Consider the following 14,639-nt stretch of genomic DNA (forward strand, 5'->3'; position numbering starts at 1 on the left):
GCCGCGGAGCCGATACGATCTGGTCACGATGGACGACAGTCGATATACCGGTCCGCCGAGCAGCTGGAGTCTGCCGTGCTGACCGACGTGCTCATGCTCGGTGTCGGTGTGCTGCTCACCGCCGGTACCGCGATCTTCGTGGCCAGCGAGTTCTCCCTGGTGACCCTCGACCCCGCGGTCGTGGGGGCCGACGACGAGGAGGGCGACAGTCCCCCGCCCGGCCGGAGAGGCCCCGATCGTCGGGACCGCATCGTCCGAGCCGGGCTGAAGCACCTGTCGACGGAGCTGAGCTCCGCGCAGGTCGGGATCACCGCCACCACCATCCTGCTGGGCTACACCGCCCAGCCGGCGCTGCTGTCGCTGTTCGGGGCGTCCTTCGCCGGGACGCCGTTGGGCGAGGGCGTGTCCGCCGTGCTGGCCTTCACCCTCGCGCTCGTCGTGGTCAACGGGTTCTCGATGCTCTTCGGCGAGCTCATCCCGAAGAACTTCGCCCTCTCGGCGCCGCACGGCACCGCGCGGGCGGTGGTGCCGCTGCAGCGTGCCTTCACGATCGCCGCGGGGCCGCTCATCCGCGTCCTCAACGGGTCCGCCAACGCGATCCTGCGCCGGATGGGCGTCGAGCCGCGCGAGGAGCTCTCCGGTGCGCGCTCGGCGACCGAGCTCGTCTCGCTGGTCCGACGGTCGGCCCAGGAGGGGACGCTCGAGAAGGGCACCGCGACGCTGCTGGCGAACCTGCTCGAGCTCGACGAGCTGGTCGCCCGGGACGTCATGACCGATCGCACCCGCATGGTGGTGGTCAACCGTGACACCAGCGCGACGGAGGTCGTCTCGCTCGCCCACCGCACCGGCCACTCCCGGTTCCCGGTGATCGGCGACGACCGGGACGACGTCGTGGGCCTCGTGCACCTGCGCCGTGCGGTCTCCGTGCCCTTCGAGCGCCGCGACGAGGTGCCGGCCGGTGCGCTGATGGTCGAGGCCCCGCGGGTGCCCGAGACCGTCAGCCTCGGCCCGCTGCTCGTCGAGCTGCGGGGGCTGGGCCTGCAGATGGCCGTCGTGGTCGACGAGTACGGCGGCACCTCCGGCGTCGTGACGCTGGAGGACGTCGTCGAGGAGCTCGTCGGCGACGTCACCGACGAGCACGACCGCCGCCGTGGCGGGGTCGCCGGCCTGGCCGACGGCGCCTGGTCCGTCCCCGGCGTCCTGCGCCCCGACGAGCTGGAGGAGGCCACCGGCCTCTGCGTCCCGGAGGCGCCCTCCTACGAGACGCTCGGCGGTCTGGTGATGGCGCACCTGGGACGGCTCCCGGAGATCGGGGACGAGGTCCAGGTCGACGACGTCGTGCTCCGTGTCGACCTGATCGACGGACGACGCATCGAACGGCTGCGCGCGCGGTCGCGGCAGGAGGGATCCGCATGAGCACCGGGAGCGCCCTGCTGATCGGTCTGCTGCTGCTGGTGGGCAACGCCTTCTTCGTGGGGGCGGAGTTCGCCGTGCTGTCCGTGCGGCGCAGCACCATCGAACCCCGGGCCGAGGCGGGGGAGAAGCGCGCCAAGGTCGTGCTGTGGGCGATGGAGAACGTGTCCCTGATGCTGGCCTGCGCCCAGCTGGGCATCACGGTGTGCTCCACGGGGCTCGGCATCATCGCCGAGCCCGCCCTGGCGCACCTGCTGGAGGGTCCCTTCGAGACGATGGGGATCCCCGAGCAGCTCGTGCACCCCGTGGCGCTGGTCATCGCGCTCGGCATCGTCGTCTACCTGCACGTCGTGCTCGGCGAGATGGTGCCGAAGAACCTCGCGGTGACCGGTCCGGAGCGTGCCGCCCTGTGGTTCGCGCCGCCGCTGGTCCTCATCGCGCGGTTCGTGCGCCCCGTCATCGTGGCGCTCAACTGGATCGCGAACCACGTGATCCGCCTGCTGGGCGTCGAGCCCAAGGACGAGGTGGCCTCCGCGTTCACCGTCGAGGAGGTGCAGTCGATCGTCGAGGCCTCGCGCGCCGAGGGCGTGCTCGAGGACGACGAGGGACTGCTCACGGGAGCCATCGAGTTCTCCTCGCGTACGGCGCGGGACGTGATGGTGCCTGTCGACGCCCTGGTGACCGTGTCACCCGGAGCCACGCCCGACGACGTCGAGCACGAGGTGTCCCGCACCGGCTACAGCCGCTTCCCCATGGCCGCACCGGACGACGCCGAGGGTGCGCGGAGCCTGCTGGGCTACCTGCACCTCAAGGACGTCCTGTACGCCACCAACGGCAACCGTTCCCGGCCGGTCCCGACGTGGCGCGTCCGCGCCATGGCGACGGTCGCCCCGACCGACGAGGTCGAGGACACGCTGCGGGCGATGCAGCGCTCCGGTGCGCACCTCGCCCGGGTCGACGACGGCGGACGCACGGTCGGCGTGGTCTTCCTGGAGGACATCCTCGAGGAGCTCGTCGGCGAGGTTCGTGACGCGATGCAGCGCCGGCGTTGAGGCATGAACAAGGTGTGAACAAGGGGGGACTTGGACGGGGGGCGGGCCACCGCTAGGGTGCGGTCACAGACCGACACCGGCGGTTCGCGGAAGCGACGTCGTCGCAGGTCGACCGGGAGATGCACGACATGGCCACGCAGAGCGCGGCCGGACGCAGGAGGTGGAGTGGACGCGACGCCGCAGGGTGACGACGCGACCCCGCGCTCCCGCCGAGAGATCCGTGAGGCCGAGCAGGGCCGGTCGGGCCGGACGGCCCGCACCCGTCGGCCCGCGGGGGGCCGGGCACGGTCCCGCGGGGCCCACGCCGCCCCGGCGGGGCACACCTGGATCACCCGGGCGACCGTGCTCGGCTCCCTGGCCGCCGCGACCATCGCGGGGCCGCTGACCGCGGGTGCGCAGGGTGACGAGCGGTCGCCCTTCGACCTGGACGACCCGACCTCGTCGGGTCCCTCCACGCTCGCGCTGCTCCAGTCCGGCGCGTCGACGCCGCCCACCGCGTCCTCCATCGCCGCGGTCCCGCGCGAGCGCAACACCGTCGACGTCGCGAGCCGCGCCTCGGCCGACCGTGAGCCGCTGCCCGACTGCGACCCCTCGGCCCCGGTCGACGGCGGCAACGGGCAGCTCGCCGACCACTCGCTGTGCGACCTCTGGCAGCCCGGCGAACAGCTGCGGCCCGACGCCGCCGTCGCCCTGAGCGCCCTCAACGAGGCGTTCAACGCGCGGTTCGGCCGCAACCTCTGCCTGGTCGACAGCTACCGGTCCCTGTCCTCCCAGTACGCCGTGAAGGCCAGCCGCGGCTACCTCGCGGCGACGCCGGGCACCTCGATGCACGGCTGGGGACTCGCGATCGACCTGTGCTCGAAGGAGACGGGGAGCTCGGAGGTCTACGGCTGGCTCTGGGACAACGCGCCGGCCTACGGGTGGGAGAACCCGCCGTGGGCCCAGCGGGGCGGGTCCGGCAAGTACGAGCCGTGGCACTTCGAGTTCCGTGCCGGCGTCGAGGAAGTCTCCTACTGGCACTGAGCCGAGCACGGCGGCGTAGTCTCGACCCATGGCCACGGACTACTCCGACTTCGAGTTCGAGCGGCGCTTCCTGGTGCGCGACCTGCCCGACGTCCTGCGCGACGCGCCGTCGCTGATCGTCCAGTCCTACTACCTGTCCGACGGCGGCTACGCCCTGCGCGTCCGTGCCCAGGCCGGCGGAGTGGACGCGGCCCTCGACGCGACGAGCGACGCCCGCGACGTCCTCGCCCGGTGGCGTGACCGGGTCGACTTCGCCGCGATGACGGTCAAGGGGCCCTCCGCCGGCGGCACGCGCTACGAGGCGGAGCGGGAGCTCGACACCCTCGTCGCGGTCGAGCTCGTGCGCCGGGGCGGCGCGCGCGTCGTCAAGACGCGCTACGCCGCCTGGCTCGGCGCGGACGGCTGGTCGATCGACGTCTTCGGCGGCGCGAACCACCCGCTGGTCGTGGCCGAGTGCGAACGGTCCGGCCCGGTGACCGAGCTGCAGATCCCCGACTTCTGCGTCACCGAGATCACCGACGACCGCCGCTTCTCCAACGAGTCCCTGGCCGTGCGGCCCTACGGGGAGTGGGCGGCCGCCTACGCCGAGGAGCTGGCCGCGCACGGGCCCGCGTTCCGGGAGGACTTCGGTCCGAACCAGGAGCTCGGCGGCCTGTAGCGCGGCCGGCCCTCCGGTCAGCCGCGCAGCCGGGCCATCCAGGCCTCGACGTCCTCCGGCCGCCGGGGGAGCGCCGCCGAGAGGTTCTCGTTGCCGTCGGCGGTGACCAGGACGTCGTCCTCGATGCGCACGCCGATGCCGCGGTACTCCTCGGGCACGGCCAGGTCGTCCGCCTTGAAGTACAGGCCGGGCTCGATCGTGAACACCATCCCGGGCTCGAGGACGCCGTCGAGGTACATCTCGCGGCGGGCCTGCGCGCAGTCGTGCACGTCGAGGCCGAGGTGGTGCGAGGTGCCGTGCACCATCCAGCGGCGGTGCTGCTGACCCTCCGGCGACAGGGACTCCTCGGCGGATACGGGCAGCAGGCCCCACTCCTCGAGCCGGGCGGCGATGACCTCCATCGCGGCGGCGTGGATGTCGCGGAACCGCGCCCCCGGCTTCGCCACGGCGAACGCGGCGTCGGCGGCGTCGAGCACCGCGGTGTAGATCCGGCGCTGGACCTCGGTGTACTCGCCGTCCACGGGCAGGGTGCGGGTGACGTCGGCGGTGTAGAGCTCGTCGATCTCGACGCCCGCGTCCAGCAGCACCATCTCGCCACGGCGGACCACGCCGTCGTTCGTGATCCAGTGCAGCGTCGTGGCGTGATCGCCGGCGGCGGCGATGGTCTCGTAGCCGACCGTGTTGCCCTCGAGCCGGGCGTGGGCGTCGAACGCCGTCTCGATGACGCGCTCCCCCCGGCGGTGCTCCACCGCCCGCGGCAGGGAGCGGACGACCTCCTCGAACCCCTCGATCGTGCGCGCGACGGCGTCACGCATGAGCTCGACCTCGAGCTCGTCCTTGACCAGGCGCAGCTCGGAGGCGGCCTCGGCGAGGGCGTCGTCCTGCGCCTGCTCCTGGGTGCCGGCCTCGGTGCGGATCGCCTCGATCACCGCCGTGATCTCCTCGTCGGCCTCGGCGATCACCAGCACCTGCACGCCGTCGGTGCCGACGTCCTTGGCCAGCGCCTCCCGCAGCTCGTCGACGTGGCGGGCCTCGATGCCGGTCGCGGTGGTGACGTCGTCCAGCGTCGGACGGGCGCCGACCCAGAACTCGCCGTAGCGGGAGTCCGCGTAGAACTCCTCGGTGTCGCGCGGTGCGAGGGGACGCACGTACAGCACGGCGTGGTGCTGGGAGCCGCCGTCGCCCTCGCCCTCGGCGGTCGGGTGCAGGACCAGCACGGCGTCGGGCTCCTGGTCGGTGCCGAAACCGGTGAGGTGAGCGAACGCCGAGTGCGGTCGGAACCGGTAGTCGGTGTCGTTCGAGCGCTGCTTCAGCGGCCCCGCGGGGATCACCAGGCGGGTGCCGGCGAAGCGCGCCGAGAGCCGGGCCCGCCGGGCCGCGGTGAACGGGACGGCCCGGCCCGGCGTGATGCCGAGGTCCTGCCGGGGCGCCCACCGGGAGGTGATGAACTGCTTGAACGCGTCCGAGGTCGGGCGCTGCGAACGGTTGCTGCCGCGCTCGGTGATCGTCTCGTCGCTGGGTCGGTCGACCGGGGTGGTGTCGCTCATGGGCCCAGTCTCGCACCTCGGGAGGGCCGGGTGAGGCTTCCCGGACCGGCGGGGGTCAGTCGCGGGCGAAGTCCGCCAGCGCGCGGCTCAGCACGCGGTTGTAGTCGTCCGGTGCGTCCAGGTGGACGTCGTGGCCGATCCCGGGGACGACGACGAGCGCACCCCGGTCCGCGGTCCGGGCGAAGCGCTGCTCCTGCCAGCGCAGGTGGCAGCGTGCCCCGTTGACCAGCCACACCGGGACGTCGACCGCCTCGAGGTCCGCCAGCGCCGACCAGCCGGACAGCTCGCCCAGCGCGTCGGTGACGAGGTCCCAGCCCGGCCGGTCGTCCCGGTCGTTCCCGGCTCCGGGAGCCAGGCGGCGCATGACGGAGCTCCCGGCGCGGACCAGCCCGTCGGCCACGTCCCGGTACAGGCGGACGGGCTTGCCCCGCGGCTCGGTGCTGCACCCGGAGGCGACGACGCCGAGCAGCGGTCGGTCCTCGTCCGGCGTCGTCCGCTGGGCGGCCCAGCCGAGGGAGACGTAGCCGCCGAGCGACTGGCCGACCATCATCACCGGGGTGTCGCGGGGGAACGAGGCGACGGCGTCGTCGAGGTGGTCCCAGGCCCGACGGAACGAGAAGCGCTCGGACATCCGCCGTCCGTGACCGGGCAGGTCGACGGCGACGGCCGAGTGCCCCAGCGCCTCCAGGTGGTCCACCTGCCGCGCCCAGGCCGAGCCGTCCTGGCGCATGCCGTGCACGAGCACGACACCGACCTGTCGGGTCGGTGTCGTCGGGGCGTGGGATTCGAGCAGGGCGGCACTCACGATCTCCATCCTCCTCCTCCGGTGCGCCCGCCCGTCGGGGGGCGCGTGGAGAGCGTGTGAGGGCATGGCGGCGCTTCCCTACACTTGGCGCGTGATCGACCTCCATACCCACTCCCGTGCCTCGGACGGCACGGACACCCCACGCGGCGTCCTCGAGGCCGCGGCGTCGGCCGGCGTGACCGTCGTGGCGCTGACCGACCACGACTCCACCGCCGGGTGGGACGAGGCGGCGGCAGCCGTGGCGGACACCGGCGTGGCGCTGGTGCGCGGCATCGAGATCTCGACGCGGGCGCGCACGCCCGAGGGCGGGATCAGCGTGCACCTGCTCGGCTACCTGCACGACCGGGAGCACCCCGCGCTGCTGGCGGAGCTGCAGCGCACCCGGGACGACCGCGTGCAGCGGGCCCGGCGCATGACCGAGCGCCTCGCCGAGGACTACCCGGTGACGTGGGAGGACGTCGTGGCCCAGACGCACGGCGGCGCCACGGTCGGCCGGCCGCACCTGGCGGACGCCCTGGTGGCGGCCGGGGTGGTCGCGCACCGTGACGAGGCGTTCGCGACGATGCTGCACCCGGGAGCCCCGTACTACGTACCGCACTACGCCCCGGACACCGCGGACGCCGTGCGGGCAGTGCTGGCCGCGGGCGGTGTGCCCGTCATGGCGCACCCGCGGGCGGGCCGGCGCGGGCGCGTGGTCACGGAGGAGACGATCGCCGAGCTGGCCGAGGTCGGCCTGGCCGGGCTCGAGGCCGACCACCGGGACCACTCCGCCGACGACCGTGACAGGATGCGGGGGCTCGCGCGCGAGCTGGGGCTGCTCGTCACCGGTGCGAGCGACTACCACGGGGTCGGCAAGCAGAATCGCCTGGGCGAGCACACCACCGACCCGGACGTGCTGGCGGAGATCGAGGAGAGGGGAACGCTGGAGGTGCTGCGGCCGTGGACACGATGATCGACCTGACCCTGTTCACCCAGGTCTTCGTGACGCTGTGGGTGATCATGGACCCGCCCGGGACGATCCCGGTGTTTCTCGCGCTGACCTCCACGATGGGGGCCAAGCAGCGCAGCCGTGCGGCCCTGCAGGCGGTGACGGTCGCGTTCTGCGTGATCGTGGTCTTCGCGCTCTTCGGTCAGCAGCTGCTGTCGTACATGGGGATCTCGCTCGCCGCGCTGCAGGCGTCGGGGGGTCTGCTGCTGCTCATCGTGGCGATGCAGCTGCTCATCGGCCACTTCGACACCGGCGAGGCGACGGCGGCGACACCGGGGGCGAACGTGGCCCTGGTCCCGCTGGGTACCCCCCTGCTGGCAGGACCGGGCGCGATCGTGGCCACGATGGTGTTCGTGCAGCAGGCCGACATCGAGGGGGACTGGGTGCCCCCGGTGGCGGCCATCGCGCTCGCCATCGTGCTGGTGCACGTCTCGCTGTACCTGGCGATGCGCTTCGCCGAGGTGCTGCACCGAGTGCTCAAGGACTCCGGCGTCACGCTCATCACCCGGATCGCCGGCATCCTGCTCGCCGCGATCGCCGTGCAGCAGATCGCCGACGGCGTCATGGAGTTCATCGCGACGGCGTGAGGGTCCTGGGGTCAGGCGTCGAGCGGGGAGAGGGTGACCTCGACCGCGGCGCCCGGCTCCAGGCCCTCGGCCTGTCGCACGGCCTTCTTCATCGGCAGCACGTAGCCGTCCTGGTCCTGGGACGGGAACACGGACGTCTGCCACGTCGTCGACCCGACGCGGACCCGGACGCGGATCGACCCGAAGCCGCGGGGCGGCAGCGGGACGTCGGCGAGCAGGTCGGACTCGTCCGGCGGCACGGTGACGAACCACCAGGAGTCGTCCTGCCGTGCGTCCCACCGCCACAGCGGTGCGGTGAACGTGAGCTCCACGGGCACACGGTACGTCAGGCCCCCGACGGCGGCTCAGAAGACGTCCAGCGCCGCTCCGACCGACTCGATGCGTTCCATGCGCCGGTGCGCGACGTCGCCGAGCTCGGCGAGGACGGCCGACACGACCGCTTCCACCAGCGCCATCGCCGGCGCCATCGCGTCGTAGGCCGAGGCGGTCCCGGTGTCGCTCGGCAGGACCGCGTCCGCCAGGGAGGCCACGGGGGAGAGCCACACGTCGGTGAAGAGCACCACGGACGCCTTGCGGTCGACGGCGAACTGCGCCAGGCGGGCGGAGTCCTTCTCGTAGCGTCGGTAGTCGAAGACGACGAGGACGTCACGATGCCCCAGGTCGGCCAGGGCGTGGGTGCGTCCCTCGGGGCGGTCCGTGACGTACTCGACGTCCGGCCGCATCTGCTGCAGGTGCTGGACGAGGTACAGCCCGACCAGCCGGCTGAACCGGCCCCCGACCACGAGCACGCGCCGTGCGTCGCGGGCGAGCAGGTCCACGGCGCGGGAGAAGTCGCTCGGCGGCAGGTCGGCGAAGGTCCGCCGGACGGCTTCCTCGGCGGCCGGCGCGTAGCGTGCCAGCGCCTCGTCGGCGCCGGTCGCGTCGGCGACGTCGCGGGACCGGTAGAGCGACAGCGGGGACGCGCTGCGGTCGTCGAGGTCGGCGCGCAGCGCGGCCTGGAAGGCCGGGAAGCCGGAGAAGCCGAGCCGCGAGACGAACCGCACCACCGTCGGACCGCTGACCCCCGCCCGTGCCGCGAGGACGGCGACGGTCTCGAACCCGGCCGACGGGTAGGCGGACAGCAGCACGCGCCCGACCTTGCGCTCGGCCGGCGTGCAGTCCCCGAGGCGGCGACGGATCTGGTCGGCCAGGCCCGACGGCTGGGTGCTCGTGGTCACGGCACCTCCTGTCTGTGCTGGTGCCGGGCAGCGTAGCAAGCGGCGGTCACCGTGCTCGCCACGCCGCCCGGCGCGGGTCACGATGCTCAGGGACGGGGCCGGAGGGACACCGTGAGGTCCTCGAACGACGTCGCCCGGGCGCCGTCGGTCGACCGTGCCCGGAAGCCCGCCCCCTCGAGCAGGCGGACCTCGTAGGTCGGGTCGTCCTCGACCGTCGTCCCGGTGGTCGTGCGGTCGCGCGACGACGCGAGGTCGAGCGCGAGGTCGGTGAGCACGAACTCGGTGCCGTCCCCGTTCAGGGAGGAGAACACGTCCGTGCTCCGGGACTCGACGCCGTGCGTGTCCGGGCGCAGCACGGTCGAGCCCTCGGCGGCCACCGGGGTCCACGTCGTGGCGTCGTAGCCGTCACCCGCGCTCAGCCACGACCAGCGGACCGCCGAGATCGCCCATCCGTCGGCGGTGGTCCGGTGGTGCGCCTCGCGCAGGTCGAGCACGTTGACGCCGTTCGCGCCGAGCACCGTCAGACGTTCGTGGTCGGTGCCGGCCGCGTCCACGACGAGCGCGGTGTCGGGGTCGACGCCGAAGACACGGTCCTGGCCGGTGTCGGCGGCGAGGCGGATCGCACGGCCCTGCCGTCCCCAGGCCCCGAAGTGGGTGTCGAGCAGGCCCGAGGTGAAGAAGCCGAACCCGCCCTCGGGCAGGTACCCCAGCTCGGTCGGGTCGGCGAAGTAGCCGGGGGCGCTGCCGTCGACCAGGGCCTCCCAGCTCTCGCCGCCGGTCACCATGTCCTGCCCGGCCATGATCTGCATGCCGGCCGAGGTGCCGGCCACGACCGCGCCGGCCTCGAACCGGTCGCGGATCGCCGCCAGCAGGGGGGTGTCGGCCTGCGCCTCGCCCTCCGTCATCAGGGTGACGTAGCGGTACTGGTCGCCGCCCCCGAAGAAGAATCCGGTCATGTCCGCGACCTGGGCGGCGACGTCGGGGTCGGACGCCACCTCGGGGTGGTCGAGGTCGAGCGGGATCCACGTCGTCTCGCCGGCGCCGAAGCCCTCGAGGATGTCGGCGTAGTAGGTGCCGTTGAACTCCGCGTTGTTGGCCCACTGCGTCCCGGCGTCGGGGTCCTGGGAGGCCGGGATCGCCGCTGCGGTGACGATGCCGATGTGGGCGTCCGCGCCGCCCGCCCGGTCGACGATCTCGCCGTAGACCTCCTCGTTGTCGTCGTCGAGGGAACCGCCGACCAGCACGAGCTGGCCGCCGTCGGGGTCAGGTGCTGCCTGGGCGGCGGTGGCCGCCGTGAGCGGTACCGCGAGGGCGGTGCCCAGCAGGATCGCGATCGTCCGGGAGTGCCGAGCTGACGTCATCGGTCGTCCTTTCGTGCGGGTCGGTCGTGCGGGGTGGTGGTGGAACGGCCGACGTCGAGGACGAGGCCGGCGAGCAGGGCGACGCGTGCGGGGACCGAGGACAGGTCGAGCCACTCGGCGTCGCTGTGGTCGCCGCCGCCGACCGGACCGAGGCCGTCCAGCGCCGGCGTGCCCGTGGCGGCGGCGAAGTTGGTGTCGCCGACCCCGCCCGTGGCGGCGCCGGCGACCGTGAGTCCCAGGTCCTGCCCCCGGCGGACCGCGCGACGCAGGAGCTCGGTGGAGGCGGGCGTCGGCTCGAACGGAGGGCAGTGACCGGACCGTGCCGTCGTGCCGTTCACGCCCGCCGCGGCCAGGTCGTCCACGAGCGCGTCGACGGTGCCGAGCATCTCGTCGAGGGCGACGGCGGTCGTCGCGCGGACCTCGAGCCGGAGCTCGGCGACGTCGGCCACGACGTTCGGGCGGGACCCGGCCCGCACGACCCCCACGTTGAGGGAGACGCCGTCGCGGGTGCGGGCCGCCTCGTGCAGCGCGACGACGAGCCGGGCCGCGGCGAGCGCCGCGTCCGCGCCGCGCTCGGGTTCGATCCCCGCGTGGGCCGACCGGCCGTGCAACGTGATGTCGACGTCGCACACGCCCTTGCGCGCCCGGACGAGGTCGCCGTTCTCGCGTGCGCACTCCAGGCCGAGCACGACGTCGGCCGTCCTGGCCAGGGACGTCAGGAGCCCCACGCTGCGGGGGGAACCGACCTCCTCGTCGGGACTGACGAGCAGGACCACCTCGCCGCGACGGGGGCCGGGCAGGTCCGCGAGGAGCTCCATGGCGTGGATCCCGGCGAGCACCCCGCCCTTGTCGTCGCTGACGCCCGGCCCGAGGACCCGTCGCCCGGCACGGCGGGTGCGGCGCCGCGCCGCGGTGCCGTCCGGGTAGACCGTGTCCGCGTGGCCGACGAGCAGGACCTGGGCGTCGGTCGGCACCGCCAGACGCGCGACCAGGGCGGGTCCGACGGCGGGACCGTCACCGTCCAGCTCCACGATCCGGGTCCGTGCACCGAGCGCCTCGACCCGGGCGGCGCACCAGGCGACCACGCGACGGGTGCCCGCGGCGTTCCAGGTGCCCGAGTCGAACGACGTCAGCTCCGTGAGCTCCTCGGCGTACCGCGCGAGCGAGCTGGTGGCCCGGCGCAGCAGGACGGAGCTCTCGGCCGAGGGGCCGGCGGTGGCCGTCGCCTGCTCGACGCCCGTCACAGGACCCTCGCGAGGAAGGACCGGGTGCGCTCGTGGCGGGGGTCGCCCAGGACCTGTCGGGGGTCGCCGGACTCGACGATGACGCCGTCGGCCATGAACGCGGCGACGTCGGCGACCTCGCGGGCGAAGCCGACCTCGTGCGTGACGACGAGCATGGTCATGCCGTCGGCCGCGAGGTCCCGCATGACGTCGAGCACCTCGCCGACGAGCTCCGGGTCGAGCGCGGACGTGGGCTCGTCGAAGAGGAGGAGCCGTGGGTCCATCGCCAGCGCCCGCGCGATGGCGACGCGTTGCTGCTGGCCGCCCGAGAGCTGCGACGGGTACGACGAGGCCTTGTCGGCCAGCCCCACGCGGTCGAGCAGCTCGCGGCCCCGGTCGGCGGCCTCGGTGCGGGCCCGGCGGCGCACGACCACCGGCCCTTCCATGACGTTCTCCAGGGCGGTGCGGTGCGGGAACAGGTTGAAGCGCTGGAAGACCATGCCGATGTCGGCCCGGCGACGCGCGATCCGGCGTTCGGACAGCTCGTAGAGCTTGCCGCGGCGCTTCTCGTACCCGACGTCGTGGCCGTTGACGAGCAGGCGGCCGCCGTCGATCCGTTCGAGATGGTTGACGCAGCGCAGGAACGTGGACTTGCCCGAGCCGGAGGGGCCGAGCAGGCAGACCACCTGTCCGGGCTGGACGGCGAGGTCGATGCCCTGCAGTACCTGGGTGCTGCCGAAGGACTTGACGACACCGCGGGCGTCGACCAGCGGGTCCTCGGGCCCGGCGTGGGCGAGCGGCGCATCGGTGGCGGGAGCGGTCATCGGGTCCTCCTCGGCATCAGGGCCCGCGACAGCGGGCGACGGGTGGCGCCGGGGTCGACGCCGCGGCCGAAGCGCTGCTCGAGCCATCGCTGGGGGACGGTCAGCAGCGTCGTCAGCACCAGGAACCAGATGCTCGCCACGATCAGCAGGGGGATCACCTTGAAGTTCTGCGCGTACACGGCCTGCAGGTTGGACATCAGGTCCTGGCCGGCGATGACCGAGACCAGCGCCGTCGTCTTGAGCATCGTGAGGGTCTCGTTGCCCATCGGCGGCACGATGACGCGCATCGCCTGCGGCAGCACCACCCGGCGCAGCGTCTGGGCGGGCGTGAGGCCGAGCGACTTGGCGGCCTCCGTCTGGCCCTTGTCGATGGACTGGATGCCGGCCCGGACGATCTCCGCGGCGTAGGCCACCTCGTTGAGGCCCAGGGCGAGCAGGGCCGCGACGGTGGCCGGCACGAGCTGGGACGTGGGGGCGGAGAACAGCACGACGTCGGTGAACGGCACCGTCAACGAGATGGTGGGGATGAACGCGCCGAGGAACCCCCAGAAGATGATCTGGATGAGGATCGGCGTTCCCCGGAACGCCCAGATGTACACGCCGGCGACGACGCGCAGGACCGGGTTCGACGACAGCCGCATGACGGCGACGACGGTGCCGCCGACGATGCCCATGACCATGCCGGCGAACGTCAGCCAGACGGTGACGAACAGCCCGCGGAAGGTCAGGGGGGCGAAGAGGTACTCGCCGACCGTGGGCCAGTCGAGGTTCGGGTTGCGGCCCACGGCGAGCAGGAACCAGACGGAGACCGCCAGCACCAGGGCGCCGACGGTGAACCGTCCCCAGTGCCGCAGGGGGACGACGGGGAGCTGGGCGTCGGTGGGGGTGGTGGCGGGCTCGTGCGGGGCGACGGTGGTCGGCATGTCAGGACGTCGCACCGTTGATGGTGGCCTCGTCGATGGCGATGCCCGTCAGGCCGTACTCGTCGAGGATCGTGGTGTAGGTGCCGTCGTCCATCAGGGACTGCAGCGCGGCCTGGATCGCCTCGGGCAGCCCGGTGGCGGAGTTGGCGATCCCGATGCCGTTGAGCGTGGCGTCGTAGCCGTTCGGGGCGGCGGGGTCGTCGATGCTGTCGAAGGCCGCCCCGTCGTCGGCGGTCTTGGCGACGTAGCCCGCGGAGGGCTTGGTGAGGACCGAGGCCACGACGGCGCCGCTGCGGATCGCCAGCTGAGCGTCGGAGTCCTTGGGGTACGTCTTGAGCTCCACCGGCTCGGCGCCGGACTCCTCGCACTCGGCGGCCCAGTCCTGCACCAGCTCGACCTGCTTGGACCCGGCCTGCGCGGCGACGGGTCGGCCGCACAGGTCCGTGTAGGTCGTGATGCCCTCCGGGTTGCCGTCGGCGACGAGCATGCCGGTGCCGGACGCGGAGTAGTCGACGAAGGTCAGGGCCTCCTGCCGTTCGACGGTGTCCGTCATGGCCGAGATCGTGACGTCGTACTTGCCCGCCTGGATCGCCGGGATGATGCCGTCGAACTTCTGGGCGGCGAAGGTGAAGTCGACGCCCAGCACGGCGCCGATCGCCTGGCCGAGGTCGTGGTCGAGGCCCGTGATCTCGTCGGACCCCTCCTCGACGTACATCTCGAAGGGCGGGTAGGGGACGTCGGTCGCGACGCGGACGACGCCGGCGTCGAGGTACTGCTGCGGCAGGAGCGCCCGGATGTCGGGGTCGACGGCGATGTCGACACCGGCCACCTCCGTGGTGGCGCCCGGGGTGGTCCCGGCGGACGACCCGGCCTCGTCCGCCTCCGAGGGCGAGCAGGCGGCGAGAGCGAGGACGGCGAGGGCGGCCACCGGGGCGGCCAGCGGTCGTGCGATCGGCGAGCGGTGCATCGTGTCAGCTCCTGTCGGTCGGTGTGATGTAACAAACATTCCAGACCGAGC

At 73.2% G+C, this 14,639-nt stretch carries 15 protein-coding genes; 6 read left to right on the forward strand and 9 right to left on the reverse strand.

Annotated features, from left to right (window positions below; translation table 11 throughout):
• Positions 1-75 precede the first annotated feature (75 nt).
• The 4 genes from Q6347_RS08870 to Q6347_RS08885 all read left to right on the forward strand — a co-directional run bounded on the left by Q6347_RS08870 (position 76) and on the right by Q6347_RS08885 (position 4,146).
• Positions 76-1,416: a hemolysin family protein gene (locus Q6347_RS08870; protein ID WP_304603371.1), complete on the forward strand. Its 1,341-nt coding sequence runs from the start codon at positions 76-78 to the stop codon at positions 1,414-1,416.
• Positions 1,413-2,465, forward strand: a complete 1,053-nt coding sequence (locus tag Q6347_RS08875) for a hemolysin family protein (protein ID WP_304603372.1) — start codon at positions 1,413-1,415, stop codon at positions 2,463-2,465. The genes Q6347_RS08870 and Q6347_RS08875 overlap by 4 nt, the downstream gene beginning before the upstream one ends.
• A gap of 165 nt (positions 2,466-2,630) precedes the next feature.
• Entirely contained in the window at positions 2,631-3,488 is an 858-nt protein-coding gene (locus tag Q6347_RS08880; protein WP_304603373.1) for a D-alanyl-D-alanine carboxypeptidase family protein, read from the forward strand.
• 28 nt (positions 3,489-3,516) lie between these two features.
• Complete coding sequence (locus Q6347_RS08885) at positions 3,517-4,146, forward strand: CYTH domain-containing protein (RefSeq protein WP_304603374.1); 630 nt, start codon at positions 3,517-3,519, stop codon at positions 4,144-4,146.
• 17 nt (positions 4,147-4,163) lie between these two features.
• On the opposite strand, the gene Q6347_RS08890 is transcribed toward Q6347_RS08885, so the two are convergent.
• Both Q6347_RS08890 and Q6347_RS08895 read right to left on the reverse strand, forming a co-directional pair.
• Positions 4,164-5,693: an aminopeptidase P family protein gene (locus tag Q6347_RS08890; RefSeq protein WP_304603375.1), complete on the reverse strand. Its 1,530-nt coding sequence runs from the start codon at positions 5,691-5,693 to the stop codon at positions 4,164-4,166.
• A 55-nt stretch (positions 5,694-5,748) separates the two neighbouring features.
• A complete protein-coding gene (locus Q6347_RS08895) occupies positions 5,749-6,507 on the reverse strand; it encodes an alpha/beta fold hydrolase (RefSeq protein WP_304603376.1) in 759 nt (252 codons plus the stop codon).
• A gap of 82 nt (positions 6,508-6,589) precedes the next feature.
• Here Q6347_RS08895 and Q6347_RS08900 point away from each other — a divergent pair, with 82 nt between their 5' ends.
• Both Q6347_RS08900 and Q6347_RS08905 read left to right on the forward strand, forming a co-directional pair.
• Entirely contained in the window at positions 6,590-7,450 is an 861-nt protein-coding gene (locus tag Q6347_RS08900; protein WP_304603377.1) for a PHP domain-containing protein, read from the forward strand.
• Complete coding sequence (locus Q6347_RS08905; RefSeq protein WP_369810827.1) at positions 7,438-8,073, forward strand: MarC family protein; 636 nt, start codon at positions 7,438-7,440, stop codon at positions 8,071-8,073. Before Q6347_RS08900 ends, Q6347_RS08905 begins: the two co-directional genes overlap by 13 nt.
• A gap of 11 nt (positions 8,074-8,084) precedes the next feature.
• Here Q6347_RS08905 and Q6347_RS08910 read toward each other — a convergent pair whose 3' ends face one another.
• The 7 genes from Q6347_RS08910 to Q6347_RS08940 form a co-directional block, all read right to left on the reverse strand.
• Positions 8,085-8,384, reverse strand: coding sequence for a DUF1905 domain-containing protein (locus Q6347_RS08910; RefSeq protein ID WP_304607172.1), 300 nt, complete (start codon positions 8,382-8,384; stop codon positions 8,085-8,087).
• Between the two features lie 33 nt (positions 8,385-8,417).
• The gene (locus Q6347_RS08915; protein ID WP_171247338.1) at positions 8,418-9,290 is read right to left on the reverse strand and encodes a MurR/RpiR family transcriptional regulator; all 873 of its coding nucleotides are present in this window, start codon (positions 9,288-9,290) and stop codon (positions 8,418-8,420) included.
• Positions 9,291-9,376: 86 nt separating this feature from the next.
• Positions 9,377-10,651, reverse strand: a complete 1,275-nt coding sequence (locus tag Q6347_RS08920; protein ID WP_304607173.1) for a cyanophycinase — start codon at positions 10,649-10,651, stop codon at positions 9,377-9,379.
• Entirely contained in the window at positions 10,648-11,895 is a 1,248-nt protein-coding gene (locus Q6347_RS08925; protein ID WP_304607174.1) for a M20/M25/M40 family metallo-hydrolase, read from the reverse strand. Before Q6347_RS08925 ends, Q6347_RS08920 begins: the two co-directional genes overlap by 4 nt.
• Entirely contained in the window at positions 11,892-12,698 is an 807-nt protein-coding gene (locus Q6347_RS08930) for an amino acid ABC transporter ATP-binding protein (protein WP_304603381.1), read from the reverse strand. The genes Q6347_RS08925 and Q6347_RS08930 overlap by 4 nt, the downstream gene beginning before the upstream one ends.
• On the reverse strand, positions 12,695-13,621 hold the full coding sequence (locus tag Q6347_RS08935; RefSeq protein ID WP_304607175.1) for an amino acid ABC transporter permease: 927 nt from the start codon (positions 13,619-13,621) through the stop codon (positions 12,695-12,697). Before Q6347_RS08935 ends, Q6347_RS08930 begins: the two co-directional genes overlap by 4 nt.
• 1 nt (position 13,622) lies before the next feature.
• Entirely contained in the window at positions 13,623-14,588 is a 966-nt protein-coding gene (locus Q6347_RS08940) for an ABC transporter substrate-binding protein (protein ID WP_304607176.1), read from the reverse strand.
• Positions 14,589-14,639 lie beyond the last annotated feature (51 nt).

Origin of the sequence: Isoptericola sp. b408 (assembly GCF_030588085.1) — a bacterium.
Classification (GTDB): Bacteria; Actinomycetota; Actinomycetes; order Actinomycetales; family Cellulomonadaceae; genus Isoptericola; species Isoptericola sediminis.

What these genes read in the sequence shown, in the direction of transcription:
- Q6347_RS08875 (WP_304603372.1), top strand. Translation starts at nt 1,413, where the DNA reads ATGAGCACCGGGAGCGCCCTGCTGATCGGTCTGCTGCTGCTGGTGGGC.
- Q6347_RS08885 (WP_304603374.1), top strand. Translation starts at nt 3,517, where the DNA reads ATGGCCACGGACTACTCCGACTTCGAGTTCGAGCGGCGCTTCCTGGTG.
- Q6347_RS08890 (WP_304603375.1), bottom strand. Translation starts at nt 5,693, where the DNA reads ATGAGCGACACCACCCCGGTCGACCGACCCAGCGACGAGACGATCACC.
- Q6347_RS08895 (WP_304603376.1), bottom strand. Translation starts at nt 6,507, where the DNA reads ATGGAGATCGTGAGTGCCGCCCTGCTCGAATCCCACGCCCCGACGACA.
- Q6347_RS08920 (WP_304607173.1), bottom strand. Translation starts at nt 10,651, where the DNA reads ATGACGTCAGCTCGGCACTCCCGGACGATCGCGATCCTGCTGGGCACC.
- Q6347_RS08930 (WP_304603381.1), bottom strand. Translation starts at nt 12,698, where the DNA reads ATGACCGCTCCCGCCACCGATGCGCCGCTCGCCCACGCCGGGCCCGAG.
- Q6347_RS08935 (WP_304607175.1), bottom strand. Translation starts at nt 13,621, where the DNA reads ATGCCGACCACCGTCGCCCCGCACGAGCCCGCCACCACCCCCACCGAC.
- Q6347_RS08940 (WP_304607176.1), bottom strand. Translation starts at nt 14,588, where the DNA reads ATGCACCGCTCGCCGATCGCACGACCGCTGGCCGCCCCGGTGGCCGCC.